The sequence below is a fragment of the Pseudomonas sp. TKO26 genome (assembly GCF_003225665.1).
In the GTDB taxonomy this organism is placed as follows: Bacteria; Pseudomonadota; Gammaproteobacteria; order Pseudomonadales; family Pseudomonadaceae; genus Aquipseudomonas; species Aquipseudomonas saponiphila.
Window position 1 is genome coordinate 284,491 of sequence record NZ_QKLN01000003.1, and the last position, 25,449, is coordinate 309,939.

General features: G+C 63.4%; 23 protein-coding genes and 1 pseudogene. 16 read left to right on the forward strand and 8 right to left on the reverse strand.

The features are described from left to right. The first annotated feature begins 98 nt into the window (after positions 1–98). The 16 genes from DNK59_RS06620 (at position 99) to DNK59_RS06695 (ending at position 20,346) form a co-directional block, all read left to right on the forward strand. Positions 99–1,568 carry a cytosine permease gene (locus DNK59_RS06620; protein ID WP_110722662.1) on the forward strand — a complete coding sequence of 490 codons (1,470 nt, stop codon included), beginning with the start codon at positions 99–101 and terminating at the stop codon, positions 1,566–1,568. Between the two features lie 75 nt (positions 1,569–1,643). Beyond that, the gene (locus tag DNK59_RS06625) at positions 1,644–2,609 is read left to right on the forward strand and encodes an ABC transporter substrate-binding protein (RefSeq protein WP_092318821.1); all 966 of its coding nucleotides are present in this window, start codon (positions 1,644–1,646) and stop codon (positions 2,607–2,609) included. 72 nt (positions 2,610–2,681) lie between these two features. Next, complete coding sequence (locus DNK59_RS06630; RefSeq protein WP_092318823.1) at positions 2,682–3,533, forward strand: proline/glycine betaine ABC transporter permease; 852 nt, start codon at positions 2,682–2,684, stop codon at positions 3,531–3,533. Beyond that, positions 3,530–4,360, forward strand: a complete 831-nt coding sequence (locus tag DNK59_RS06635; RefSeq protein WP_092318825.1) for a glycine betaine/L-proline ABC transporter ATP-binding protein — start codon at positions 3,530–3,532, stop codon at positions 4,358–4,360. The genes DNK59_RS06630 and DNK59_RS06635 overlap by 4 nt, the downstream gene beginning before the upstream one ends. Positions 4,361–4,429: 69 nt before the next feature. Next, positions 4,430–5,953, forward strand: a complete 1,524-nt coding sequence (gene hutH, locus DNK59_RS06640) for a histidine ammonia-lyase (RefSeq protein ID WP_110722663.1) — start codon at positions 4,430–4,432, stop codon at positions 5,951–5,953. A 115-nt stretch (positions 5,954–6,068) separates the two neighbouring features. Then, on the forward strand, positions 6,069–7,607 hold the full coding sequence (hutH, locus tag DNK59_RS06645; RefSeq protein WP_092318829.1) for a histidine ammonia-lyase: 1,539 nt from the start codon (positions 6,069–6,071) through the stop codon (positions 7,605–7,607). A gap of 153 nt (positions 7,608–7,760) precedes the next feature. Beyond that, complete coding sequence (locus DNK59_RS06650) at positions 7,761–9,173, forward strand: amino acid permease (protein ID WP_092318831.1); 1,413 nt, start codon at positions 7,761–7,763, stop codon at positions 9,171–9,173. Positions 9,174–9,185: 12 nt separating this feature from the next. Beyond that, positions 9,186–10,391 carry an imidazolonepropionase gene (hutI, locus tag DNK59_RS06655; RefSeq protein ID WP_092318833.1) on the forward strand — a complete coding sequence of 402 codons (1,206 nt, stop codon included), beginning with the start codon at positions 9,186–9,188 and terminating at the stop codon, positions 10,389–10,391. A 10-nt stretch (positions 10,392–10,401) separates the two neighbouring features. Further along, the gene (gene hutG / locus DNK59_RS06660; protein ID WP_110722664.1) at positions 10,402–11,202 is read left to right on the forward strand and encodes an N-formylglutamate deformylase; all 801 of its coding nucleotides are present in this window, start codon (positions 10,402–10,404) and stop codon (positions 11,200–11,202) included. 216 nt (positions 11,203–11,418) lie between these two features. Further along, positions 11,419–12,390 carry a prolyl aminopeptidase gene (gene pip, locus DNK59_RS06665; protein WP_092318837.1) on the forward strand — a complete coding sequence of 324 codons (972 nt, stop codon included), beginning with the start codon at positions 11,419–11,421 and terminating at the stop codon, positions 12,388–12,390. After that, positions 12,387–12,824, forward strand: a complete 438-nt coding sequence (dtd, locus tag DNK59_RS06670) for a D-aminoacyl-tRNA deacylase (protein ID WP_110722665.1) — start codon at positions 12,387–12,389, stop codon at positions 12,822–12,824. The genes pip and dtd overlap by 4 nt, the downstream gene beginning before the upstream one ends. Positions 12,825–13,100: 276 nt before the next feature. Beyond that, the gene (locus DNK59_RS06675) at positions 13,101–14,924 is read left to right on the forward strand and encodes a glucan biosynthesis protein G (RefSeq protein ID WP_092320567.1); all 1,824 of its coding nucleotides are present in this window, start codon (positions 13,101–13,103) and stop codon (positions 14,922–14,924) included. Further along, positions 14,917–17,487 carry a glucans biosynthesis glucosyltransferase MdoH gene (gene mdoH / locus DNK59_RS06680; RefSeq protein ID WP_110722666.1) on the forward strand — a complete coding sequence of 857 codons (2,571 nt, stop codon included), beginning with the start codon at positions 14,917–14,919 and terminating at the stop codon, positions 17,485–17,487. The genes DNK59_RS06675 and mdoH overlap by 8 nt, the downstream gene beginning before the upstream one ends. 224 nt (positions 17,488–17,711) lie before the next feature. Next, positions 17,712–18,509 (forward strand): transporter substrate-binding domain-containing protein, encoded by a 798-nt coding sequence (locus DNK59_RS06685; protein WP_110722667.1) that lies wholly within the window; start codon positions 17,712–17,714, stop codon positions 18,507–18,509. 147 nt (positions 18,510–18,656) lie between these two features. Further along, complete coding sequence (locus DNK59_RS06690) at positions 18,657–19,619, forward strand: amino acid ABC transporter permease (RefSeq protein WP_110722668.1); 963 nt, start codon at positions 18,657–18,659, stop codon at positions 19,617–19,619. After that, entirely contained in the window at positions 19,612–20,346 is a 735-nt protein-coding gene (locus tag DNK59_RS06695; protein WP_092318845.1) for an amino acid ABC transporter ATP-binding protein, read from the forward strand. The genes DNK59_RS06690 and DNK59_RS06695 overlap by 8 nt, the downstream gene beginning before the upstream one ends. Before the next feature lie 61 nt (positions 20,347–20,407). On the opposite strand, the gene DNK59_RS32410 is transcribed toward DNK59_RS06695, so the two are convergent. The 8 genes and pseudogenes from DNK59_RS32410 to hisI form a co-directional block, all read right to left on the reverse strand. Next, the gene (locus DNK59_RS32410; protein WP_371920256.1) at positions 20,408–21,280 is read right to left on the reverse strand and encodes a methyl-accepting chemotaxis protein; all 873 of its coding nucleotides are present in this window, start codon (positions 21,278–21,280) and stop codon (positions 20,408–20,410) included. 33 nt (positions 21,281–21,313) lie between these two features. Next, positions 21,314–22,324, reverse strand: a pseudogene (locus DNK59_RS32415) (methyl-accepting chemotaxis protein); the annotation flags it as partial. A gap of 124 nt (positions 22,325–22,448) precedes the next feature. Next, complete coding sequence (locus DNK59_RS06705; RefSeq protein WP_092318847.1) at positions 22,449–23,156, reverse strand: 16S rRNA (uracil(1498)-N(3))-methyltransferase; 708 nt, start codon at positions 23,154–23,156, stop codon at positions 22,449–22,451. After that, positions 23,153–23,947 carry a twin-arginine translocase subunit TatC gene (gene tatC, locus DNK59_RS06710; protein WP_110722670.1) on the reverse strand — a complete coding sequence of 265 codons (795 nt, stop codon included), beginning with the start codon at positions 23,945–23,947 and terminating at the stop codon, positions 23,153–23,155. Before tatC ends, DNK59_RS06705 begins: the two co-directional genes overlap by 4 nt. Beyond that, a complete protein-coding gene (gene tatB / locus DNK59_RS06715) occupies positions 23,944–24,396 on the reverse strand; it encodes a Sec-independent protein translocase protein TatB (protein WP_110722671.1) in 453 nt (150 codons plus the stop codon). Before tatB ends, tatC begins: the two co-directional genes overlap by 4 nt. A gap of 10 nt (positions 24,397–24,406) precedes the next feature. Further along, the gene (locus tag DNK59_RS06720) at positions 24,407–24,688 is read right to left on the reverse strand and encodes a twin-arginine translocase TatA/TatE family subunit (RefSeq protein WP_011058797.1); all 282 of its coding nucleotides are present in this window, start codon (positions 24,686–24,688) and stop codon (positions 24,407–24,409) included. Positions 24,689–24,713: 25 nt separating this feature from the next. Beyond that, positions 24,714–25,046, reverse strand: coding sequence for a phosphoribosyl-ATP diphosphatase (locus tag DNK59_RS06725; protein ID WP_060837142.1), 333 nt, complete (start codon positions 25,044–25,046; stop codon positions 24,714–24,716). 1 nt (position 25,047) lies between these two features. After that, positions 25,048–25,440 carry a phosphoribosyl-AMP cyclohydrolase gene (hisI, locus tag DNK59_RS06730; RefSeq protein ID WP_011058799.1) on the reverse strand — a complete coding sequence of 131 codons (393 nt, stop codon included), beginning with the start codon at positions 25,438–25,440 and terminating at the stop codon, positions 25,048–25,050. Positions 25,441–25,449: the final 9 nt, after the last annotated feature.

The window sequence follows — 25,449 nt, forward strand, 5'->3', positions numbered from 1 at the left end:
GCGAAGCAAGCACCGCGGTGCATCAACTGCACCGCCTCGCGAGCAAGCTCGCTCCTGCAGTGGAAGTCGTCTGTAGTGCCCATAGAGGTTTGACGTCCATGGCCTTAGGAAATGATCGTGCAAGCAGCAAGCCGTTGATCGAAAGGCGCTCGATCGACTACATCCCGGAAGCGGAAAGACACGGTCGTCTACTGAGCCAGTTCACTCTGTGGCTGGGTGCCAACCTGCAGATTACGGCGATTGTCACCGGCGCTCTGGCGGTGGTGCTGGGCGGTGATGTGTTCTGGTCGTTGATCGGTCTGCTGATCGGGCAATTGCTGGGCGGCGGGGTGATGGCCCTGCATGCGGCGCAAGGACCGAGGCTCGGGCTGCCGCAGATGATTTCCAGTCGGGTGCAGTTCGGGGTCTATGGCGCGGCCATCCCGATGGTGCTGGTGTGCCTGATGTACCTGGGTTTCACCGCGACCGGTACGGTGCTGTCCGGGCAGGCGCTGGGGCAGATGTTCGGTGTCAGCGACAGTCTCGGCATCCTGATGTTCGCCAGCGTCATTGTGCTGGTCACCGTGCTCGGCTATCGGGTGATCCACTACATCGGCCGGGTCGCCAGCGTGATCGGCGTGGTCGCCTTCTTCTATCTGTTCAGCCGGCTGCTGAGCCAGACCGATATCAGTGCCTTGCTGGCCATTCGTCACTTCAGCTGGAGCAGTTTCCTCCTGGCGGTGTCGCTGGCCGCGTCCTGGCAGATCGCGTTCGGCCCTTATGTGGCCGACTACTCGCGCTATTTGCCGAGCAAGACGTCGCCGTTGAAGACGTTCTTCGCCGCGGGCGCGGGTTCGGTGATCGGTGCCCAGGTGGCGATGGTGCTCGGCGTGTTCGCCGCAGCCCTGTCCAAGGGCCAGTTCGCCGGTCGTGAAGTGGCCTACATCGTCGGCCTGGGAGGCAGTGGCGCGATTGCCGCGATGCTCTACTTCAGCATCGCCTTCGGCAAGGTGACCATCTCGACGCTGAACTCCTACGGCAGCTTCATGTGCATCGCCACCATCATCAGCGGCTTTCGCGGCGAGTTGAAAGTGACGCGCCTGCAGCGGTTGGTCTTCGTGTTGCTGATCGTCGGTGCCGCGACCCTGATCGCACTGCTGGGCCAGCACTCGTTCCTTGGCGCATTCAAGTCTTTCATCCTGTTCCTGCTGGCGTTCTTCACGCCCTGGAGCGCGATCAACCTGGTGGATTTCTACTGCATCACCAAAGAACGCTATGACATCCCGGCCCTGTCCAACCCGGACGGTCGCTACGGTCGCTGGAATGTCATGGGCATCGGCATCTATGTATTCGGCGTGCTGGTTCAGATGCCATTCATCTCTACCCACTTCTATACCGGCCCGCTGGTGGCGAGTCTGGGCGATACCGACATCTCCTGGATCATCGGCCTGGTGGTGCCCGCGGCGTTGTATTACGCCTGCGCGAAGAAGTGGCATGGCGCGGTGCCCGAGCAGTTGATCCTGCCGGTAGAGCAGGGCGCGGCCAACGAACAAAAGCTGAGTGAGGCCGGCCGCGCTGCTGCGGTGTGAGTCTTGACGGGACGTGGACTGGGCTGGATGCCTCTTGACTGCCGTAAGCCAACTCATGATTAGGAGCGTCACACAATGAAAATGCACAAGACCCTGCTGACCACGTTACTGTCCATGGGCTTGCTGGCTGCCTCCGGTGCCCAGGCGGCCGGTTGGTGCGAGTCGGGCAAACCGGTGAAGTTCGCCGGCCTGAACTGGGAAAGCGGCATGTTGCTCACCGACGTTCTGCAGTTCGTCCTGGAGAAGGGCTACGACTGCAAGACCGACAGCCTGCCGGGCAACTCCATCACTATGGAAAACGCCCTGGGCAGCAATGACATCCAGGTCTTCGCCGAAGAATGGGTGGGCCGCAGCGAGGTGTGGAACAAGGCCGAGAAGGCCGGCAAGGTGGTGGGCGTCGGCGCGCCGGTGGTGGGTGCCATCGAAGGCTGGTACGTGCCGCGCTATGTGATCGAGGGCGATGCCAAGCGCAAGCTCGAAGCCAAGGCGCCGAACCTGAAAAACATCGCCGACCTGGGCCAGTACGCCAGCGTGTTCAAGGACCCGGAAGAACCGAGCAAGGGCCGTTTCTACAATTGCCCGGCCGGCTGGACCTGCGAGCTGGACAACAGCGAGATGCTCAAGAGCTACGGCCTGGAAAGCAGCTACACCAACTTCCGTCCGGGCACCGGCCCGGCCCTGGATGCGGCGGTGCTGTCGAGCTACAAGCGTGGCGAGCCGATCCTCTTCTATTACTGGTCGCCGACGCCGCTGATGGGCCAGGTGGACCTGGTCAAGCTGGACGAGAAGCCCGGTGTCGACAAGAGCGTGAGCATCAAGGTCGGCCTGTCCAAGACCTTCCACGACGAGGCCCCGGAACTGGTGGCGGTGCTGGAAAAGGCCAACCTGCCCATCGACCTGCTCAATCAGAATCTGGCGCGGATGACCAAGGAACGCATCGAGTCGCCGAAACTGGCGAAACTCTTTCTCAAGGAACATCCTGAAGTCTGGCACCCATGGGTCAGTGAAGACGCAGCCAGGAAAATCGACGCGGCCTTGTAGGTCGAGCCTTTCCGGCGGTTCGCAAGCACCGCCGGAAGCCGGACCACAACCTCCTTAGATCGAGAGTTTCTTATGTTTCCAGACCGCTTCACTTTTTCCATCGCCGACTGGGTCAACGGCTGGGTCGACGCCCTGGTGACCCAATACGGCGACGTGTTCCGGCACATCTCCGACACCCTGCTGTGGGCTATCGTCAATCTTGAGGGGTTGCTGCGCCTGGCGCCCTGGTGGCTGATGCTGGCGATTGTCGGCGGCATCGCCTGGCATGCGACCCGCAAGCTGCTGACCACGGCGGTGATCGTCGGCCTGCTGTTCCTGGTGGGCGCTGTCGGCCTGTGGGACAAGCTGATGCAGACCCTGGCCCTGATGCTGGTGGCGACGCTGATCTCAGTGCTGATCGGCATCCCCCTGGGGATCCTTTCAGCCCGCAGCAACCGCTTGCGTTCGGTGCTGATGCCGCTGCTGGACATCATGCAGACCATGCCCAGCTTCGTGTACCTGATCCCGGTGCTGATGCTGTTCGGCCTGGGCAAGGTGCCGGCGATCTTCGCCACGGTGATCTACGCAGCTCCGCCGCTGATCCGTCTCACCGACCTGGGCATCCGCCAGGTGGATGGTGAAGTCATGGAGGCGATCAACGCCTTTGGCGCCAACCGCTGGCAGCAGTTGTTCGGCGTGCAACTGCCCCTGGCCCTGCCGAGCATCATGGCCGGGATCAACCAGACCACCATGATGGCTCTGTCGATGGTGGTGATCGCCTCGATGATCGGTGCCCGTGGCCTGGGCGAGGATGTGCTGGTGGGCATCCAGACCCTCAACGTCGGGCGTGGCCTGGAAGCGGGGCTGGCGATCGTGATTCTGGCGGTGGTGATCGACCGCATTACCCAGGCCTACGGTCGTCCACGTCATGAGGTGAGCAAATGAGCAGTGCTGCCGTGAGCAAGATCGAAGTCAGGAACGTCTTCAAGATATTCGGCAACCGCCCCGCTGACGCGCTGGCGATGATCCGCCAGGGCCAGAGCAAGGATCAGGTACTGGCCCAGACGGGCTGCGTGGTGGGGGTCAATGACCTGTCGCTGAGCATCGGCACGGGTGAGATCTTCGTCATCATGGGCCTGTCCGGTTCCGGCAAGTCGACCCTGGTGCGCCACTTCAACCGTCTGATCGACCCCACCAGTGGCGCGATCCTGGTGGACGGCGAAGACATCCTGCAATACGACATGGAGGCCCTGCGCCAATTCCGCCGGCACAAGATCAGCATGGTGTTCCAGAGCTTCGGCCTGCTGCCCCACCGCAACGTGCAGGACAACGTCGCCTATGGCCTCAAGGTGCGCGGCGAAAGCAAGGCGCTGTGCGCCGAGCGGGCCCTGCACTGGATCAACACCGTGGGTCTCAAGGGCTACGAGAAGAAGTACCCGCACCAGCTGTCCGGTGGCATGCGCCAGCGGGTCGGCCTAGCCCGGGCCCTGGCCGCGGACACCGACATCATCCTAATGGACGAAGCCTTCAGCGCCCTGGACCCGCTGATCCGCGCCGAGATGCAGGACCAGTTGCTGGAGCTGCAGAAGACCCTGCACAAGACCATCGTCTTCATCACCCACGATCTGGACGAGGCGGTGCGCATCGGCAACCGCATCGCGATCCTCAAGGACGGCCGCCTGATCCAGGTCGGTACGCCGAAAGAGATCCTGCATTCGCCGGCGGACGAGTATGTCGATCGTTTCGTCCAGCGTCGCGCCGCGACGGTGTAGGAGCCGGCTTGCCGGCGAAAGGTCCGGCAAAGCGGCAGACAACCCAAGGTTTGCAAGAAGAGGTCCCCGATGTCCCAGGCTGAAAAAATCGTTATCGCCGACGCCCCCCTGGGTTGGCAGGATGTAGTCGCCGTCGCCCGTCATGGCGCGCAGCTTGAACTGTCGGCCCAGGCCTGGGCGCGTATCGACAATGCCCAGGCCATCGTCCGCCAGGTGGTGGACAGCGGCGAGCGCGCCTATGGCATCAGCACCGGCCTGGGCGCCTTGTGCAACGTGCTGCTGGCCGGTGAGCAACTCAGCCAGCTGTCGCGCAACACCTTGCTCAGCCACGCTTGCGGGGTCGGGCCGGCGCTGGCCGACGAACAGACCCGGGCGATTCTCTGCGCCGCCATCATCAACTACAGCCACGGCAAGTCCGGTATCCACCGCCAGGTGGTCCAGGCGCTGCTGAACCTGCTCAATCGCGGCATCACCCCGCAAGTGCCGTCCCAGGGCTCGGTGGGTTACCTGACCCACATGGCCCATATCGGTATCGCCTTGCTGGGTGTCGGCCAGGTCAGCTATCGCGGACGTCTTGTCAGCGCCGAACAGGCCCTGGCCGAGGAGGGGCTGCAGCCGGTGCAACTGGGAGCCAAGGATGGCCTGTGCCTGGTCAACGGCACGCCGTGCATGACCGGCCTCAGTTGCCTGGCCCTGGCCGAAGCCAGCCGCCTGTTGCAGTGGGCCGATGTGATCGGCGCCATGAGTTTCGAGGCCCAGCGCGGCCAGATCGACGCCTTCGATGCCCAGATCATTGCCCTCAAGGCGCACCCCGGCATGCAGGTAGTGGGCAGCAATCTGCGGGCCTTGCTCGACCGTAGCGAAGTGATCGCCGCCAGCCGTGGCATCCGCACCCAGGACGCCTTGAGCATCCGTTCCATTCCCCAGGTGCATGGCGCTGCCCGGGATCAACTGGCCCACGCTGTCAGGCAGGTGGAAATCGAACTCAATGGCGCCACCGACAACCCGTTGCTGCTGGGCACTCCGGACCGCTATCGGGTGGTGTCCCAGGCCAACCCTCACGGGCAGTCGGTGGCCCTGGCGGCGGATCTGCTGGCAATCGCCATGGCCGAGATCGGCTCGATTGCCGAGCGCCGCCTGGACCGCCTGATCAACCCTCATGTCAGTGGCTTGCCGGCGTTTCTGGTGAGCGAGCCTGGGGTCAACTCCGGGATGATGATCGTGCAGTACGTGGCCGCCTCGCTGTGTGCCCAGAACCGTCAACTGGCCCAGCCGGCGGTGCTGGACAACTACGTGACCTCGGGTCTGCAGGAAGACCACCTGAGCCTGGGCACCAATGCCGCCCTGAAGTTGCATCAGGTACTGGAGAACTGCACCCAGATCCTTGCCATCGAGTACCTGCTGGCAGCCCAGGCTTTCGAATTTCTCAAGGCGCAGCGCTTCGGCACCGGCACCGGTATCGCCTGGTGCCTGTTGCGCGAGCGGGTCCCGGCCTATGACCAGGACCGCTGGCTGGCGCCGGACATTGCCAGCGCGGCGGCGCTGCTCAAGGACCCGGAGCTGCTGCACAAACGTTTTTCCAAGGTGCAATAAACGGTTTTTCCATCACCAGCGTGCCAAGGCGTCACTCGCGCAGAACCGCAAATGACGACGGATAACGGAAACTTCCGGAGCGACTGGTAGTTATTACAAAACTCTCAAAAGGAGCATGAATGTGACTGCGCTTAATCTGATTCCCGGCCAACTGACCCTGGCCCAACTGCGGGCCATCTATCAGCAGCCGCTGACCCTGACCCTGGACCACAGCGCCTCGGCGCAGATCGACGCCAGCGTGGCCTGTGTCGAGCAGATCCTTGCCGAGAACCGCACCGCTTACGGGATCAACACCGGTTTCGGCCTGCTGGCCTCGACCCGCATCGCCAGCGCCGACCTGGAAAACCTCCAGCGCTCCCTGGTGCTGTCCCATGCCGCCGGCGTGGGCGAGCCGATCAGCGACGATCTGGTGCGTCTGATCATGGTGCTCAAGGTCAACAGCCTGAGCCGCGGCTTCTCCGGCATCCGCCGCCAGGTGATCGACGCCCTGATCGCCCTGATCAATGCCGAGGTCTATCCGCATATTCCACTCAAGGGTTCGGTGGGCGCTTCCGGCGACCTGGCGCCTTTGGCGCACATGTCCCTGGTGCTGCTGGGCGAGGGCAAGGCGCGCTACAAGGGCCAGTGGCTGGACGCCACCGCAGCCCTGGAAATCGCTGGTCTGAAGCCCTTGACCCTGGCCGCCAAGGAGGGTCTGGCGCTGCTTAACGGTACCCAGGTGTCCACCGCGTTCGCCCTGCGTGGCCTGTTCGAAGGCGAAGACCTGTTCGCCGGTGCCCTGGTCTGCGGTGGCCTGACCGTGGAAGCGGTACTGGGTTCGCGCTCGCCGTTCGACCCACGGATTCATGCCGCTCGCGGTCAGCGCGGGCAGATCGATACCGCCGCGGCCTACCGGGCGTTGCTGGGCGAGAGCACCGAGGTTTCCGCTTCGCACCAGAACTGCGACAAGGTTCAGGATCCGTACTCCCTGCGTTGCCAGCCTCAGGTGATGGGCGCCTGCCTGACCCAGTTCCGCCAGGCCGCTGAAGTGCTGGTGGTCGAAGCCAACGCCGTGTCCGACAACCCGCTGGTGTTCGCTGCCGAAGGCGACGTGATTTCCGGCGGCAACTTCCACGCCGAGCCGGTGGCTATGGCGGCCGACAACATGGCCCTGGCCATTGCCGAGATCGCGTCCCTGAGCGAGCGCCGTATCTCGCTGATGATGGACAAGCACATGTCCCAGCTGCCGCCGTTCCTGGTGGCCAATGGCGGGGTCAACTCCGGCTTCATGATCGCCCAGGTGACCGCTGCGGCCCTGGCCAGCGAGAACAAGGCCCTGGCCCACCCGCACTCGGTGGACAGCATTCCCACTTCCGCCAACCAGGAAGACCACGTTTCCATGGCGCCGGCCGCCGGCAAGCGTCTGTGGGAAATGGCCGAGAACACCCGCGGTGTGCTGGCCGTGGAATGGCTGGCGGCCTGCCAGGGCCTGGACCTGCGCGAAGGCCTGAAAACCTCGCCGACCCTGGAAAAAGCTCGCGCCACCCTGCGCGAGAAAGTGGCGTACTACGAGAAGGACCGTTTCTTCGCACCGGATATCAACGCGGCCAGCGAGTTGTTGGCTTCGCGGTGCCTGAATGGGCTGCTGCCAGCCCAGTTGTTGCCGAGCCTGTAATGCACGCCGGGCCGCCAGACAACGCCGTGTTCGGCCAATGGCGGCCCTCGTGGGTTTGCTGTACCTGCAAGACAGGCGCGGAGCGCCTGCTTCTTCTGCCTCGCGCACCTGCGCGGGGCGTATGTGTCCGATAACAATAAAAGGGACGATGACATGCAATCGCAAGAGACTGGATTACGCCGGGGGCTGACAGCTCGCCATATACGCTTCATGGCCCTGGGGTCGGCCATCGGCACCGGATTGTTCTACGGTTCGGCCTCCGCCATCCAGATGGCTGGCCCGGCCGTGTTGCTGGCCTACCTGATTGGTGGCGCGGCGGTGTTCATGGTGATGCGCGCCCTGGGGGAGATGGCGGTACACAACCCGGTGTCCGGCTCCTTCGGGCAGTACGCCAGCCAGTACCTGGGACCCTTGCCGGGCTTCATCCTGGGCTGGACCTATGCCTTCGAGATGCTCATCGTCTGCCTGGCGGACGTCACGGCCTTCGGTATCTACATGGGCTTCTGGTTTCCCGAGGTGGCACGCTGGATCTGGGTGCTGGGCATCGTCCTGCTCATCGGCGGGCTGAACCTTTGCAGCGTCAAGGTCTTCGGTGAGATGGAGTTCTGGCTGTCGCTGCTCAAGGTCGGGGCGATCATCGCGATGATCCTCGGCGGCTTCGGCATCATGCTGTTCGGCATGGGCAGCGCCTTCACCGAGCAGGCCACCGGCGCCAGCAACCTCTGGGCCCATGGCGGCTTCATGCCCAATGGCATCAGCGGGGTGATCGCCTCCTTTGCGGTGGTGATGTTCGCCTTCGGTGGCATCGAGATCATTGGCGTCACCGCTGGTGAGGCCAAGGATCCGCAGCGGGTCATTCCCAAGGCGATCAACGCGGTGCCTCTGCGCATCCTGCTGTTCTACGTGCTGACTCTGTTCGTGCTGATGTCGATTTTCCCCTGGCCACAGATTGGCACTCAGGGCAGTCCGTTCGTGCAGATCTTTGACAGCCTGGGCATCAGTTCGGCGGCCACCATCCTCAATATCGTGGTGATTTCGGCGGCAGTGTCGGCCATCAACAGCGACATCTTCGGGGCCGGGCGCATGATGTACGGCCTGGCCCAGCAAGGGCAGGCGCCCAAGGGCTTTGCCCAGGTGTCCAAGGCCGGGGTGCCGTGGATGACCGTGGTGGTGATGGCCGTGACCCTGTTGGGCGGCGTGGTGCTGAACTACCTGATCCCGGAAGACATCTTCCTGCTGATCGCTTCCCTGGCCACGTTCGCCACGGTCTGGGTGTGGCTGATGATTCTGCTGACCCATGTGGCCATGCGCCGCTCCATGACCGCCGAGCAGGTAGCCAGGTTGCAGTTCAAGGTGCCGTTCTGGCCTTGGGCGCCTGCGGCGGCGATCGCCTTCATGCTGTTCATCTTTGGCGTGCTGGGCTACTTCCCGAAAACTCAAGCGGCGCTGTTGGTGGGCGCGGTGTGGATCGTGCTGTTGGTGGTGGCCTATCTGTTGTGGGTCAAACCGGCGGCGGGACAGGCTCAGCAGATCCGCGTCGACTCTTCTTTACCCACTGATCATTAACGGAGGCCTTGGATGAAAACTCTTTGGCAACACTGCAACGTCGCCAGCATGGCCCAGGGCACTTACTCGATCATCGAGGACGCGGCCATCGTGACGTCAGGGGCGCACATCGAGTGGATCGGCCGGCGCCAGGCGGCGCCGGTCGCCGATTATTCCCAGGTCCAGGACCTGGGCGGTGCCTGGGTCACCCCTGGGCTGATCGATTGCCACACCCACATCGTGTTTGGCGGCAACCGCAGCGGTGAGTTCGAACAGCGCCTGCAGGGCGTGAGCTACGCCGAGATCGCCGCCGCCGGTGGCGGTATTGCCAGCACCGTGCGAGCCACTCGCGCCGCCTCGGAAGAGGAACTGTTCGTCAGCGCCCGCAAGCGACTGCTGAGCCTGCTGCGCGATGGCGTCACCAGCGTCGAGATCAAGTCCGGCTATGGCCTGGACCTGGCCAGCGAGCGCAAGCTCCTGCGGGTCATCCGCCGCCTGGGCGAAGAGTTGCCGGTCAGCGTGCGCAGCACCTGCCTGGCGGCTCATGCCCTGCCGCCGGAATACGCCGAGCGCAGCGACGACTACATCGAGCACATCTGCATGGAAATGCTCCCGGCCCTGGCGGCCGAAGGGCTGGTGGATGCAGTGGATGCCTTCTGTGAATACCTGGCGTTCTCCCCGGCCCAGGTGGAGCGGGTATTCATCGCTGCGCAGCAGCTCGGACTGCCGGTCAAGTTGCATGCCGAACAACTGTCGTCCCTGCATGGTTCGAGCCTGGCGGCACGCTACCGGGCGCTTTCCGCCGATCACCTGGAGTTCATGACCGAGGACGATGCGATCGCCATGGCGGCCTCGGGAACCGTCGCGGTGTTGCTGCCGGGAGCGTTCTATTTCCTCCGGGAAACCCAGCTGCCGCCGATGGCCGCCTTGCGCAAGCATGGGGTGAAGATGGCAGTGGCCAGCGACCTCAATCCCGGCACGTCGCCGGTGCTGTCGCTGCGCCTGATGCTGAACATGGCCTGCACCTGTCTGCGCATGACCCCCGAGGAGGCGCTGGCCGGGGTGACCCTGCACGCGGCCCAGGCCCTGGGCATGGACAAGACCCATGGTTCGCTGGAAGCGGGCAAGGTGGCGGACTTCGTCGCCTGGCAGATCGAGCGCCCCGCCGACCTGGCTTACTGGCTGGGCGGCGACCTGGAAAAGCGCGTCGTGCGACACGGCGTTGAAGTGACTGTTTAGGAGAAGGCTTGTGGATAAGGTTCTGACGTTCAAACAAGGCCGGGTGCCGCTGCTGATCAGCATGCCCCACGCCGGTACGCGCCTGACCCCGGAAGTGGCGGCCGGCTTGGTGCCCCAGGCGCAGAGCCTGCCGGATACCGACTGGCACATCCCGCGGTTGTATGAATTTGCCGAGGAGATGGGGGCCAGCACCCTGGCCGCCGAGTACTCGCGTTTCGTCATCGACTTGAACCGGCCCTCCGATGACAAGCCGCTGTACGCGGGCGCCACCACCGGGCTGTATCCGGCGACGCTGTTCGATGGCCAGCCCTTGTTCGTCGAGGGGCAGGCACCGTCCAAAGAAGATCGGCAGCACTACCTGGAACAGGTCTGGGTGCCTTATCACCGCACCCTGCAGGAGGAGCTGGCGCGGCTCAAGGCCGAGTTCGGCTATGCCCTGCTGTTCGATGCCCATTCCATCCGCTCGCTGATTCCGCATCTGTTCGAGGGCAAGCTGCCGGATTTCAATCTCGGCACCTTCAATGGCGCCAGCTGCGATCCGCAACTGGCCGGCCGCCTGGAGCGCATTTGCGCGGCCCATGGCGATTACACCCACGTGCTCAACGGCCGTTTCAAGGGCGGGCACATCACCCGGCATTACGGCAACCCGGCCGCGCACATTCATGCGGTGCAACTGGAGCTGGCGCAGAGTGCCTACATGGAGGAGTTCGAGCCGTTCCGCTATCGCGAGGACCTGGCGGCACCGACCCAGGTGGTGCTCAAGGCGCTGCTGCAAGGGCTACTGGACTGGGGGCAGGAGCGTTACCGCTGACATTGCTTGCGCCAGCAGGCTGGTTCCTACCGCTGATGCACGCCTTCATGTAGGAGCGAGCTTGCTCGCGAAGCACCCTGCGCTACGCGTCGCAATCCCCCGAACAACCCTGTTTTCTTCAAGGACATGCTGATTGCGTGATTCGGGTTTATGATGCCGAACGGCAGAATAAATGAAGTCCCACCAGGGATGAACCCGACCTCCACGGAGCGCGTAATGCAGACTTTGTACCCGCAGATCAAACCCTATGCCCGGCACGATCTGGCTGTCGACGAGCCCCATGTGCTGTATGTCGACGAAAGCGGTTCACCGGAAGGTTTGCCGGTGGTGTTCATTCATGGCGGGCCGGGGGCCGGCTGCGATGCCTCCAGCCGCTGCTACTTCGATCCGAACCTGTACCGTATCGTCACCTTCGACCAGCGCGGTTGCGGGCGCTCCACCCCTCACGCCAGCCTGGAAAACAACACCACCTGGGACCTGGTGGCCGACCTTGAGCGGATTCGCCAGCACCTGGGCATCGACAAATGGGTGCTGTTTGGCGGTTCCTGGGGTTCGACCCTGGCCCTGGCCTACGCGCAAGCCCATCCCGATCGGGTGCTGGGGCTGATCGTGCGGGGGATCTTCCTGGCCCGTCCCCAGGAAATCCAGTGGTACTACCAGTGTGGCGCCAGCCGCCTGTTCCCCGACTATTGGCAGGACTATGTGGCGCCGATTCCCCTGGAGGAGCGCCACGATCTGGTCAGTGCCTTCCACAAGCGCCTGACCGGCACCGATCAGATCGCCCAGATGCATGCGGCCAAGGCCTGGTCCGGCTGGGAAGGGCGCACCGCGACCCTGCGTCCCAATCCGTTGGTGGTGGACCGCTTCTCCGAGCCGCAGCGAGCGCTGTCGATCGCCCGGATCGAATGCCATTACTTCATTAATAATGCCTTCCTCGAACCCGACCAGTTGATCCGCGACATGGGCAAGATCGCCCATCTGCCCGGGGTCATCGTGCATGGTCGCTACGACGTGATCTGCCCGCTGGACAATGCCTGGGAACTGCATCAGGCCTGGCCCAACAGCGAACTGCAGGTGATACGCGACGCAGGTCACGCTGCGTCCGAGCCGGGCATCACCGATGCCCTGGTGCGTGCCACTGATCAGATGGCACGGCGCCTCCTCGACCTGCCGCCCGAAGAAGCATGAAGGGGCTGTTGCAACGCGTAACCGGCGCGCGGGTCGAGGTGGCCGGGGAAATCGTCGGCGCGGTGGACCAGGGGTTGCTGGTGCTGGTGGCGGTGGAGCCCGAGGACACTCGGGCCAGCGCCGACAAACTTCTGCATAAGCTGCTTAACTATCGGGTGTTCAGCGATGCTGAAGGCAAGATGAACATGTCCCTGACCGATGTGCAGGGCGGGTTGCTGCTGGTGTCGCAGTTCACCCTGGCAGCGGATACCAAGAGCGGGTTGCGTCCAAGCTTTTCCACGGCCGCGCCACCCGCCCTTGGCGAGGAGCTTTTTGACTACCTGGTAGTGAAGGCGCAACAGTTGCATGGCAAAGTGGCATCAGGGCGTTTCGGCGCGGACATGCAGGTGCATCTGGTCAATGACGGCCCGGTAACCTTCCTGTTACAGACCTGAAAACGCCTTAAACAGCTTTTTCCACTGAATTGCGGCGCAAACAGCTGTTTTTCGCGATAAATACTTTGTTACCCCTGATGCGTTGTAACGCGGGCTACTAGATAATCGCGCGCTACGGGGATCAGCGTTCGTTGGTCCATTTTGACTTAAGTAGAGACTTGTCCACGGCCGCTTGGGGAATCATTTAGCCCCATCGGAGTCGGAACAATGCTCGCCAACCTGGCATATAGATAGCTGGCCGTTGGTTTTTTGATCTGTTTTCGGCGAGGGTTGCTCGTGATTGTTAGTCCCTGTAATGCACCAAACTTGTTTGCCAAACGGTTACGAAACGCACTGGTGACGGGCTCTGCGCTGGTCTGCCTGTTCGGTGCCGGTCAACTCATGGCATTCAATCTGGATGATGTGTCGGCCAAGGCCAAGGACCTGGCCGGGCAGAAGTACGAGGCCCCGCGCAGTAACCTGCCGAATGAGTTCCGTGAGATGAAGTTCGCGGACTACCAGAAAATCCGCTTCCTCAGCGAAAAAGCCGAATGGGCCGATCAGAAGACCCCATTCAAGCTGTCGTTCTATCACCAGGGCATGCACTTCGACACGCCGGTGAAGATCAACGAGATCAGCGCCAACACCGTATCCGAGATCAAGTACGACCCGAACCGTTTCGATTTCGGCGACGTGAAGTTCGATCCCAAGGCCACCGAGAAGCTCGGCTACGCCGGTTTCCGTGTGCTGTACCCGATCAACAAGGCTGACAAGCAAGACGAAATCATGACCATGCTCGGCGCCAGCTACTTCCGCGTCGTCGGCAAGGGTCATACCTATGGCCTGTCCGCCCGGGGCCTGGCGATCGATACCGCCTTGCCGTCCGGCGAAGAATTCCCGCGTTTCAGCGAATTCTGGATCCAGCAGCCCAAACCGACCGACAAGCACCTGGTGATCTACGCCCTGCTGGACTCGCCACGGGCCACCGGCGCCTATCGCCTGACCCTGCGTCCCGGCGCCGACACCATCGTCGACGTCAAGGCCCGGGTGTTCCTGCGGGACAAGGTTGGCAAGCTGGGCCTGGCCCCGCTGACCAGCATGTACCTGTTCGGCGCCAACCAGCCGTCGAAAGTCCTCAACTACCGTCGCGAGCTGCATGACTCCAGCGGCCTGTCGATCCATGCCGGCAATGGTGAGTGGATCTGGCGTCCGCTGAACAACCCGAAACACCTGGCCGTGAGCAACTTCTCGGTGGAAAATCCGCGTGGTTTCGGCCTGCTGCAGCGTGGCCGCGACTTCAGCCACTATGAAGACCTCGACGATCGCTACGACAAGCGTCCAAGTGCCTGGATCGAGCCGAAGGGCGACTGGGGCAAAGGCACCGTCGACCTGGTAGAGATCCCGACAGCGGACGAAACCAACGACAACATCGTGGCGTTCTGGAACCCGGAAAAACAGCCGGAACCAGGCCAGCCGCTGGACTACGCCTACCGTCTGCACTGGACCATCGACGAAGCCGCCCTGCATTCCCCGGACAGCGCCTGGGTGCAACAGACCCTGCGTTCCACCGGCGACGTCAAGCAGTCCAACCTGATCCGTCAACCCGATGGCAGCGTGGCTTACCTGGTGGACTTCCAGGGCCCGTCCCTGGCGGCATTGCCGGAGAACGCCGAAGTTCGCAGCCAGGTCAGCGTCGGTGACAACGCCGAGCTGGTGGAAAACAGCGTGCGCTACAACCCGGAAACCAAGGGCTGGCGCCTGACCCTGCGCATGAAGATCAAGGACGCGAGCAAGTCCACCGAGATGCGCGCCGCCCTGGTCCGTGACATTGCCCAGCCCGAGCCGGCCAAGGCCTCGATGCCGAACTCCAACTCTTCTGTGGCCAAGGCCGACAAACTCGCCGCCAAGCAGCAGGAGAAGAAGGACAAGGAAGCCGCCGCAGCCGCCGCCAAGCTGGCTGAAGCCAAGCCGGCCAAGGATGCCAAGAGCGCCAAGGACAAGGACCACAAAGACGCCAAGCAGCCTGCTGCTGCCGAAGCGGCCCCTGCCACACCGGAACCGGTTAAAACTGAACAAGTCCTGACCGAGACCTGGAGCTATCAGTTGCCTGCCGATGAGTAACTCTCAACTACAGCCAGAGTCTCTTGCCGAGTACCTGGCGCACCTGCCGATGTCGGATGCGCAGCGCGCGGAACTCGCGGGCTGCCAGTCCTTCAGCGAATTGCACCAACGCCTGTCGTCAGGCACCTTCGACGCTCCCACCGATGCCGCCCAGGCCTCGGTGGGCCAGCGCCTGCACATGAGCACCGCCGCCGAACTTGAAGAAGCGGAGATGCTCGGTGTCGACGCCGAAGGCCGAGTCTGCCTCAAGGCCACGCCGCCTATCCGCCGCACCAAGGTGGTGCCGGAGCCGTGGCGCACCAATATCCTGGTGCGTGGCTGGCGGCGCCTGACCGGGCGCAGCAACCCGCCAGCGCCGAAGAAGGACGAGCGCGTACTGCCGGCTGCCCGCTGGCGCACCGTGGGGTCGATCCGGCGCTACATCCTGCTGCTGTTGATGCTTGGCCAGACCATCGTCGCCGGCTGGTACATGAAAGGCATCATGCCGTACCAGGGCTGGTCGTTCGTCGACCTAGAAGAGGTCATGCACCAGCCGCTGATGCAGACCGCCCAGCAAGTGCTGCCCTATGCGTTGCAGACCAGCATCCTGATTCTGTTCGGGATTCTGTTCTGCTGGGTCTCGGCAGGTTTCTGGACCGCCCTGATGGGCTTCCTGGAACTCTTGACCGGTCACGACAAGTACCGCATTTCCGGGGCCAGTGCCGGCAACGAGCCGATCCCCAAGGATGCGCGCACCGCCCTGGTCATGCCGATCTGCAACGAAGACGTGCCGCGGGTGTTTGCCGGCCTGCGGGCGACTTTCGAGTCGGTGGCGGCCACCGGTGACCTGGATCGCTTCGACTTCTTCGTCTTGAGCGACAGTAACGACAGCGATATCTGCGTCGCCGAGCAGCAGGCCTGGCTGGATGTCTGCCGCGAAGCCAAGGGCTTCGGCAAGATCTTCTATCGCCGGCGCCGGCGCCGGGTGAAGCGCAAGAGCGGCAACCTCGACGACTTCTGCCGTCGCTGGGGCGGCGACTACAAATACATGGTGGTGCTCGACGCCGACAGCGTGATGAGCGGCGAATGCCTGACCAGCCTGGTACGCCTGATGGAAGCCACGCCGGACGCCGGGATCATCCAGACCGCGCCACGGGCCTCGGGCATGGACACCCTGTATGCGCGCATGCAGCAGTTCGCCACCCGGGTCTACGGCCCGCTGTTCACCGCTGGCCTGCACTTCTGGCAGCTGGGTGAATCCCACTACTGGGGCCATAACGCGATCATTCGCATGCAGCCGTTCATCGAGCACTGCGCCCTGGCGCCGTTGCCCGGTAAAGGTGCCTTCGCCGGTGCGATCCTGTCCCACGACTTCGTCGAAGCTGCGCTGATGCGCCGTGCCGGTTGGGGCGTGTGGATTGCCTACGACCTGCCGGGCAGCTACGAAGAACTGCCGCCGAACCTGCTGGACGAGCTCAAGCGTGACCGTCGCTGGTGCCACGGTAACCTGATGAACTTCCGCCTGTTCCTGGTCAAGGGCATGCACCCGGTGCACCGCGCGGTGTTCCTCACCGGGGTGATGTCCTACCTGTCGGCGCCGTTGTGGTTCTTCTTCCTGGTGCTGTCCACGGCCCTGCTGGCGGTCAACACCCTGATGGAGCCGCAGTACTTCCTCGAACCGCGGCAGCTGTATCCGCTGTGGCCACAGTGGCACCCGGACAAGGCCATCGCGCTGTTCTCCACCACCATCGTGCTGCTGTTCCTGCCCAAGCTCTTGAGCATCATCCTGATCTGGGCCAAGGGCGCGAAAGAGTTCGGCGGCAAGTTCAAGGTGACCCTGTCGATGCTCCTGGAGATGCTGTTCTCCATGCTGCTGGCGCCGGTGCGGATGATTTTCCACACCCGTTTCGTTCTGGCCGCGTTCCTTGGCTGGGCCGCGACCTGGAACTCGCCGCAGCGTGACGACGACTCCACGCCATGGAGCGAAGCGGTGCGCCGCCATGGTCCGCAGACCCTGCTGGGCTTCTGCTGGGCACTGCTGGTGATCTGGCTGAACCCGAGCTTCCTCTGGTGGCTGGTGCCGATCGTCGGTTCGCTGATGCTGTCGATCCCGGTGTCGGTGATCTCCAGCCGAGTCGGCCTGGGCCTGAAGTCCCGTGACGAAAGCCTGTTCCTGATCCCCGAGGAATATGCTCCGCCCCAGGCGCTGCTGGCCACCGACCAGTACACCCATGAGAACCGCTGGCATGCGCTCAACGACGGCTTTATCCGGGCCGTGGTCGATCCGCAGCAGAACGCCCTGGCCTGTGCCCTGGCGACGTCCCGTCATACCCAGGCCGAGCCGATCGAATGGCTGCGTCAGGAACGGGTGCGCCACGCCCTCAAAGCCGGGCCGGCGGCCTTGAACAACAGCGAGCGCCTGGCGCTGTTGAGCGATCCGGTGGCCCTGGGACGCCTGCACGAGCAGGTCTGGAGCGAGGGGCACAGCGAATGGCTGAGCGCCTGGCGCCAGTCGGTGGATACCGATCCCCATGCCCCCCTGCTGCCGTTGCAGCCGCTGAACGCGGTGCCGCAACCGGCCTGAAGCCAACGCCCTTGAGCTCCTGCTCAAGGGCGTTTTGCTATGTGCGGCCGATAGTCTCCATGCCCTTGGCCAGCAACAAAAATCCTTGTGCAAATGGCCGAGTGCGTTAGCATCGCACCCGCAAATTTCTGTGCGTGATCGATAACGGCTTGATCGTCGGGGATTTTCCTTTCCAGGCCCGCCGCGTGCAGACACCACAATAAAATGGCTTCAGGGGACTTGAGATGAAGAAGTATCTTTCGCTGCTGCTGGCAGGCGCTGCCGCCATGCTGGCGGTCAATACCGCCCAGGCCGGCGCCATCGATGATGCGGTCAAGCGCGGCACGCTGAAAGTCGGCATGGACCCGACCTACATGCCGTTCGAAATGACCAACAAGCGTGGCGAAATCATCGGCTTCGAAGTCGATCTGCTCAAGGCCATGGCCAAATCCATGGGGGTCAAGCTGGAGATGGTTTCCACTGGCTATGACGGCATCATCCCGGCCCTGCTGACCGACAAGTTCGACATGATCGGCAGCGGCATGACCCTGACCCAGGAACGCAACCTGCGCCTGAACTTCAGCGAACCCTTCATCGTGGTCGGCCAAACCCTGCTGATCCGCAAGGAGCTGGAAGGCACCATCAAGTCCTACAAGGACCTGAACAGCGCCGATTACCGCATCACCTCCAAACTGGGCACCACCGGCGAAATGGTCGCCAAGAAGCTGATCGCCAAGGCCAAGTACCACGGCTACGACAACGAGCAGGAAGCAGTGCTGGACGTGGTCAACGGCAAGGCCGACGCCTTCATCTATGACGCCCCGTACAACGTGGTGGCCGTCAACAAGGTAGGCAATGGCAAGCTGGTATTCCTCGACAAGCCGTTCACCTACGAGCCGCTGGCCTTCGGTCTGAAGAAGGGCGACTACGACAGCATCAACTTCATCAACAACTTCCTGCACCAGATTCATGAAGACGGCACCTACGATCGCATCCATGACAAGTGGTTCAAGAGCACCGACTGGCTCAAGGACATGGAATAGGTATCAGGTAACTGATGTGCGGTTGATCGCGAGCAAGCTCGCTCCTACAGGGCGTACCACGTTTTTGTAGGAGCGAGCTTGCTCGCGATGAGGCCCGCCTGGGCTCTGCCGAACCTCCCCCCGCTGCAAACCGCTGGAACCTGCAAAGTGAACAAACAGAAAAAAGCCCAATGGCCCTGGCACGTGCTGACCGTGCTGGTGCTGATCGGTCTGGCTGGCGCGTTGTACTACGCCACTTCGTTGATGTCCTACGAATGGCGCTGGAACCGCGTCCCCCAGTACTTCGCCTATCAGGCTGAAGAGTCCCAGCGGGCGGCGGAGATCTCCACCGTCGCCGAAGTGGTGCGCCAGGGTGGCAAGGCACAGGTCACCCTGCGCGGTGAGTCGGGTGCCGAGCAGCATCTGAGCGTCGATGAAAGCAGCCTGCAGGTGGCCAACGGCGATGACGTGGGCGAGGGCGATGTCATCGGCGTGACCCGGCACTGGGCCGCGGGGCCTTTGTTGTGGGGCCTGTGGACCACCCTGTGGCTGTCGGTGGTGTCCGGGGTGCTGGGCTTGATCATCGGCCTGGGCACCGGCCTGTGTCGCCTGTCGAACAACCCGACCCTGCGCGACCTGTCGACGATCTATGTCGAGCTGGTGCGGGGCACGCCGCTGCTGGTGCAGATCTTCATCTTCTATTTCTTCATCGGCACGGTGCTCAACCTGTCCCGGGAGTTCGCCGGGATCGCCGCGTTGTCGCTGTTCACCGGGGCTTATGTGGCGGAGATCGTCCGTGCCGGGGTGCAGTCCATCGCCCGCGGCCAGAACGAAGCCGCCCGCTCCCTGGGGCTCAGCGCCGGCCAGTCGATGCGCCATGTGGTGCTGCCCCAGGCCTTCAAGCGGGTGCTGCCGCCCCTGGCCGGGCAGTTCATCAGCCTGGTCAAGGACACCTCGCTGGTGTCGGTGATCGCCATCACCGAGCTGCTCAAGAGCGGCCGGGAAGTCATCACCACCTCGTTCTCGCCGTTCGAAATCCTGTTCTGTGTGGCGGGCCTGTATTTGTTGATCAACCTGCCGCTGTCGAAGATGGCCAGCCGGCTTGAGCGGAGGCTCGCGCAAAGTGATTGAAGTCCGCGATCTGGTAAAAGTCTTCGACACCCGCGGCCAGGTGGTGCGCGCGGTGGATAACGTCACCACCCGAGTGGCCAAGGGCGAGGTGCTGGTGGTGATCGGTCCTTCCGGTTCCGGCAAGTCGACCTTCCTGCGCTGCCTCAATGGTCTGGAGGAGTTCGACTCGGGCTCGGTGAGCATCGACGGCCTGCAACTGGCCGATCCCAAGACCGACGTGAACGCCTATCGCCGGGAAGTCGGCATGGTGTTCCAGCATTTCAACCTGTTTCCCCACATGACCGTGCTGGAAAACCTCTGCCTGGCGCAGAAGGTGGTGCGCAAGCGCGGTAAGCAGGAGCGCGAGGCCAAGGCCCTGGCGCTGCTGGAGAAGGTCGGTATCGCGCAGAAGGCCCATGAGTTTCCTTCACGGCTTTCCGGCGGTCAGCAGCAGCGGGTGGCGATCGCCCGGGCCCTGGCGATGGAGCCCAAGGTGATGCTGTTCGACGAGCCGACCTCGGCCCTGGACCCGGAAATGGTCGGCGAGGTGCTGGACGTGATGAAGACCCTGGCCCAGGAAGGCATGACCATGGTTTGCGTCACCCACGAGATGGGCTTTGCCCGGGAAGTGGCGAATCGGGTGCTGTTCTTCGATCACGGCAAGCTGCTGGAAGATGCGGCGCCGGATGTCTTCTTCGAGGCGCCGAAAGACCCTCGGGCCCAGGCTTTCCTGCGTCAGGTGCTGTAGGCATTCGCCGGCAAGCCGGCTCCTACAGGGGATGTAGGAGCCGGCTTGCCGGCAAAGCGACTCAGACCCGGAAACGCCCCACCAGGCTCTGCAAGTGAATCCCCAAGCGTGCCAGCTCGGCGCTGGAGGCCGCGGTTTCCTCGCTGGCCGATGATGTCTGTTCGGACACATCCCGCACATTCAACACACTGCGATTGATCTCTTCGGCGACGGCACTCTGCTGCTCGGCGGCGGCGGCGATCTGCTGGTTCATCGCCTGGATCGCCGACACGGTGCGGGTGATGTTCTCCAGGGAACCGCCGGCCCGGCGGGTCAGCTCGACGCTGCTGTCGCTCAGGCTGCGGCTGGTGTCCAGGGTGCTGGCCACTTGCTGGGTGCCGCTTTGCAGGCCGACGATCAGCTCGGCGATTTCCTCGGTGGATTGCTGGGTGCGTTGGGCCAGGCTGCGCACCTCGTCCGCGACCACGGCGAAACCGCGTCCGGCTTCACCGGCTCGGGCGGCTTCGATGGCGGCGTTGAGGGCCAGCAGGTTAGTCTGCTGGGCCACGGACTTGATCACGTCCAGCACGCTGCCGATCTTGTCGCTTTCCTGCTTGAGGTGGCCCATGGCTTCGGTGGAGTTGCCCACCTCGCTGGCCAGGCGCTCGATCTGGGCGATGGCTTCGTTGACCACCCGGTCGCCTTCGCGTGCCTGCTGATCGGCGGCTACGGCCGCTTCCGAAGCCTCTTCGGCGTTGCGCGCCACTTCCTGCACCGTGGCGGCCATTTCGTTCATGGCCGTGGCCACCTGGTCGGTCTCGACTTTCTGGCTGTTGACCCCGGCGCTGGTCTGCTCGGTGACGGCGGACAGTTGTTCGGCGGCGCTAGCGATCTGGGTCACGCCGTCGCTGATGCCGCCGATCAGCTCCCGCAGGCCCAGGGTCATGCGTTGCATGGCGCGTTGCAGCTGGCCCAGCTCATCGCGCCGGTCGACTGTCAGGTCCTGGCTGAGGTCGCCGGATGCCACGCGCTCGGCGGCCTTGAGGGTCTGTTGCAAGGGCTGGGTGATCTGCCGGGTGATGGCCCAGGCAGCGACCATGCCGAATACCAGAGCCAGCAGCGTGGCGATCAACAGGGTGCTCTTGGCCTGGCCGGCCTCGCTGTCACGCTTGGCGGTCTGAGCGGTGGTCAGTTGCTTGCTCAGGTTCATCAGGCGCTCGCCCTGGGCGGCCATGTGCTTGAGGGCAGCGGCGCTGGCTTCCTCTGCGTCGCTGAAGGCGCTGACCGCCGTGCGATAGGCCTTGAGCGAATCGCTGGCCTGTTGCAGGTTGGCGACGTGCTGATCCGGCAGGCGCGAAGGCAGGCCGGTGAGGTTGTTCAGGGCGTTGTCGATGGCGTCCAGGGCCGGCTGCTTGGCTTCGGGCTTGCCGCTGTAGGTGTAGCCGCGAACCTGGAAGCGTGCCTGCTGGATCAGCCTGGAAAGCTCGATGACGTTGTTGAACTGGGCCAGGCTCTCGCCTTGCAGCAGCGACTTCTCGACTTCGGCGACCCGGGCCGCGGCGTTGTCCGCGCTGGCGCCGAGCTGGGAGCGGGCGGCCTCACGGGCGGCGGTGGCGCGTGTCATGTCGTTGAAGGCCCGGTGATACTCGGCAACGGCATCCAGTTGCTGCTCGACCATGGCGATGCTTTCGGGCTGCTGCAACTGTTGGCGGGCGGCGCGCAGGCCCTCGTCGAGCTGTTGGAGCATGCCGTTGACGGCATCGGGACCTTGTTCGCCATGGAGCATTTCGTAGTTGAGGCGGGCGATGCGCAGGTCCTTGGTCATGGCGTAGAGGGTGGAGATGTTGCCCAGCTTATCGCCACGATCGATGACTCCCGCCAAGCCCGTCCAGCCGGTGGCGGTGATCAACAGGGTCAGCAGCAGTACCAGGCCGAAGCCGATGCCGAGCTTGAGGCTGACGCTCAGGTTTCCCAGATTTTTGGCTAGCCAACCGTACATGCTGCGAACTCCCTTTTAGCAATATGGGCTTAACCATAGGCTATCGGCGGGAACCCTGGATTCTGTAACGATAATGGCGGTTTGATATTGCGCGCGACAGACCCGGCTGTGGCCGGGTCCATCCTCAGAACAGACGGGCGAGCAGGGCGGTGACGGCAGTTTCCACCCGCAGGATGCGTTCGCCCAGTTGCACCGGTTGCAATCCGGCCTTGCCCAGCAGGTCGATCTCGTAGGGAATCCAGCCGCCTTCCGGGCCGATGGCCAGGGTCACCGGCCGATCCACGTCGCGTGGGCAGGGCGGGTACTGGCCCGGGTGACCCACCAATCCCAGGGTGCCAGTACAAAGGGCCGGCAAGCGGTCCTCGACGAAGGGCTTGAAGCGTTTCTCGATCACCACGTCGGGCAGCACACTGTCGCGTGCCTGCTCCAGGCCAAGGATCAGTTGTTCGCGAATGGCTTCGGGTTCAAGGAACGGGGTCTGCCAGAAGCTCTTTTCGACCCGGTAGCTATTGACCAGCACCAGCCGGGGCACACCCATGGTGGCTACGGTCTGAAACACCCGGCGCAGCATTTTCGGCCGCGGCAGGGCCAGCACCAGGGTCAGGGGCAGCTTGGCCGGTGGCGCTTGCTCCAGGCTGATTTGCAGTTCGGCTTCGCCTGTTTCCAGGCGCAGGACCCTGGCGCTGCCCATCAAGCCGCCAATGCGCCCCACGCGCAGGCTGTCGCCCACGGCTACCCGATGCACTTCCTGCATGTGGGTCAGGCGTCGATCGCGCAGCACCACTCGGTCGGCCGCGATGAAGTCGGCCTCCTCCAGAAGCAGCAGGTTCACGCTTGGGTCGCTGGCGGCTGGTCGTTGTGATCGTCGGCCGGGGCGTCGTCCGGATGCTCGCCGCGCTTGCTGATCAGCCCGCCGAACAGCACGCCGATCTCGAACAGCAACCACATGGGTACGGCCAGCAGGGTCTGGGAGAAGATGTCCGGCGGCGTGAGGATCATGCCCACCACGAAGCAGCCGATGATCACGTAGGGGCGGATCTTGCGCAGGTACGCCACGTTGACCACGCCGATCCACACCAGCAGGACCACGGCCACCGGGATCTCGAAGGCCACGCCGAAGGCGAAGAACAGGGTCATGACGAAATCGAGGTAGCTGGTGATGTCGGTCATCATTTCCACGCCGGCCGGGGTGGCGGCAGCGAAGAACTTGAAGATCAGCGGGAACACCAGGAAGTAGGCGAAGGCCATGCCGACGTAGAACAGCAGGATGCTCGATACCAGCAAGGGCACGGCGATGCGTTTCTCATGCTTGTACAGGCCGGGTGCGATAAAGCCCCAGATCTGGTGCAGGATCACCGGAATGGCCAGGAACAGCGACACCATCATGGTCAGCTTCAGCGGCGTCAGGAACGGCGAGGCGACGTCGGTGGCGATCATCGTCGCGCCGACCGGCAGGTACTGGCGCAGCGGGGTGGAGACGATGGTGTAGATCTGCTGGGTGAAGGCGAACAACCCGGCGAAGATGATGAAGATCGCCGCTACGCAGCGCAGCAGGCGGGTACGCAGCTCGGTGAGGTGCGATACCAGCGGCATGTGTTGGTCGTTCTCTGGGATATCGCTCATGGTGCTCGCGGCGGCAAGGTGGGGTCGTGGGGGGACGTGGTGGCGGGTGTTGCCACCGGTGCTGCTGGCTCTGCGGTCGGTGCCGAGGTCGCTGTCGCGGGGGCGGGCACTTCGCTGACTGGCGCGGCTTCGGCCTGCGGTGTGGCGCCTGGCGCGTGGATCGTCTGCTCGGCCACGGGCTCCACTGGAGTGGGTTGCTGCTGGGTCGGGGCGAGGATCTTCCGCGCCTCCTGCTCCAGGGACAGAATGTGCTCGTTGTGCAGTTGCCGGCGGATCTCGTCGGCCCCGATTTCCCGTTCAACTTCCTGTTTTATCGCGTTGAAGCTGCGCTTGAGGCGCCCGACCCACAGGCCGGCGGTGCGCGCAGCGCCGGGCAGGCGCTCGGGGCCGAGCACCAGCAGGGCCACCAGGCCCACCAGCAGCAGTTCAGAGAAGCTGATACCAAACATTAGTCAGTGCTCACGAGTCTTTGCGGGTCGGCTCTTCGACTTTCTGGGCCTGCACGTCGATGGTGTGCGGCTGGTTCAGCGGAGCGCTTTGTTGTGGCTGAACCGGTGGCACCGGTTGGGCCGCTGGAGGAACCACGGGCTCGGCCGGTTTTTCGTCGTCGTTCATGGCCTTGCGAAAGCCCTTGATCGATTCGCCGACGTCGGTGCCCAGGTTCTTGAGCTTCTTGGTGCCGAATACCAGTACCACGACCACCAGGATGACGATCCAGTGTTTCCAGTCAAAAATGCCCATGCTGCGTTTCCTCTTAGAAAGTTGTTCAGGCGGACGGGCGCGAGGCTTTCTCGGCGTGTCCGGACAGACCGAAGCGGCGGTCCAGCTCATCGAGCACGGCCTGGGGATGCTGTCCCAGCTGCGCCAGCATGACCATGGTGTGGAACCACAGGTCTGCGGTTTCGTAGATCAGGTCGCTGCAGTCGCCGCTGATGGCGGCGTCCTTGGCGGCGATGATGGTTTCCACCGACTCTTCGCCGACCTTTTCCAGGATCTTGTTCAGGCCCTTGTGATACAGGCTGGCGACGTAGGAGCTGTCGGCTGCGGCGTCTTTGCGTTCTTCCAGCACCTGGGCCAGACGGGTGAGGGTATCGCTCATGTCAGTGTCCTGCAGAATAAATCGCGTGCGGGTCCTTGAGGACCGGTTCGACGGTTTTCCACTCGCCGTCTTCGTAGACGCGGTAGAAACAGCTGTGGCGGCCGGTGTGACAGGCGATGTCGCCGATCTGCTCGACCATCAGGATGATCACGTCGGCGTCGCAGTCCAGGCGCATTTCATGCAGCTTCTGCACGTGCCCGGACTCTTCGCCCTTGCGCCATAGCTTGCCACGGGAACGTGACCAGTAGATGGCGCGGTTCTCGGCAGCGGTCAGGCTCAGGGCCTCGCGGTTCATCCAGGCCATCATCAGTACGCGCCCGGTCTTGTGGTCCTGGGCGATGGCCGGCACCAGGCCGTCCGCGTCCCATTTGATCTGGTCCAGCCAATCTTTCATGTTCGACTC

What these genes read in the sequence shown, in the direction of transcription:
- DNK59_RS06620 (WP_110722662.1), top strand. Translation starts at nt 99, where the DNA reads ATGGCCTTAGGAAATGATCGTGCAAGCAGCAAGCCGTTGATCGAAAGG.
- DNK59_RS06625 (WP_092318821.1), top strand. Translation starts at nt 1,644, where the DNA reads ATGAAAATGCACAAGACCCTGCTGACCACGTTACTGTCCATGGGCTTG.
- DNK59_RS06630 (WP_092318823.1), top strand. Translation starts at nt 2,682, where the DNA reads ATGTTTCCAGACCGCTTCACTTTTTCCATCGCCGACTGGGTCAACGGC.
- DNK59_RS06635 (WP_092318825.1), top strand. Translation starts at nt 3,530, where the DNA reads ATGAGCAGTGCTGCCGTGAGCAAGATCGAAGTCAGGAACGTCTTCAAG.
- hutH (WP_110722663.1), top strand. Translation starts at nt 4,430, where the DNA reads ATGTCCCAGGCTGAAAAAATCGTTATCGCCGACGCCCCCCTGGGTTGG.
- hutH (WP_092318829.1), top strand. Translation starts at nt 6,069, where the DNA reads ATGAATGTGACTGCGCTTAATCTGATTCCCGGCCAACTGACCCTGGCC.
- DNK59_RS06650 (WP_092318831.1), top strand. Translation starts at nt 7,761, where the DNA reads ATGCAATCGCAAGAGACTGGATTACGCCGGGGGCTGACAGCTCGCCAT.
- hutI (WP_092318833.1), top strand. Translation starts at nt 9,186, where the DNA reads ATGAAAACTCTTTGGCAACACTGCAACGTCGCCAGCATGGCCCAGGGC.
- pip (WP_092318837.1), top strand. Translation starts at nt 11,419, where the DNA reads ATGCAGACTTTGTACCCGCAGATCAAACCCTATGCCCGGCACGATCTG.
- dtd (WP_110722665.1), top strand. Translation starts at nt 12,387, where the DNA reads ATGAAGGGGCTGTTGCAACGCGTAACCGGCGCGCGGGTCGAGGTGGCC.
- mdoH (WP_110722666.1), top strand. Translation starts at nt 14,917, where the DNA reads ATGAGTAACTCTCAACTACAGCCAGAGTCTCTTGCCGAGTACCTGGCG.
- DNK59_RS06685 (WP_110722667.1), top strand. Translation starts at nt 17,712, where the DNA reads ATGAAGAAGTATCTTTCGCTGCTGCTGGCAGGCGCTGCCGCCATGCTG.
- DNK59_RS32410 (WP_371920256.1), bottom strand. Translation starts at nt 21,280, where the DNA reads ATGCAACGCATGACCCTGGGCCTGCGGGAGCTGATCGGCGGCATCAGC.
- tatC (WP_110722670.1), bottom strand. Translation starts at nt 23,947, where the DNA reads ATGAGCGATATCCCAGAGAACGACCAACACATGCCGCTGGTATCGCAC.
- tatB (WP_110722671.1), bottom strand. Translation starts at nt 24,396, where the DNA reads ATGTTTGGTATCAGCTTCTCTGAACTGCTGCTGGTGGGCCTGGTGGCC.
- DNK59_RS06720 (WP_011058797.1), bottom strand. Translation starts at nt 24,688, where the DNA reads ATGGGCATTTTTGACTGGAAACACTGGATCGTCATCCTGGTGGTCGTG.
- DNK59_RS06725 (WP_060837142.1), bottom strand. Translation starts at nt 25,046, where the DNA reads ATGAGCGATACCCTCACCCGTCTGGCCCAGGTGCTGGAAGAACGCAAA.
- hisI (WP_011058799.1), bottom strand. Translation starts at nt 25,440, where the DNA reads ATGAAAGATTGGCTGGACCAGATCAAATGGGACGCGGACGGCCTGGTG.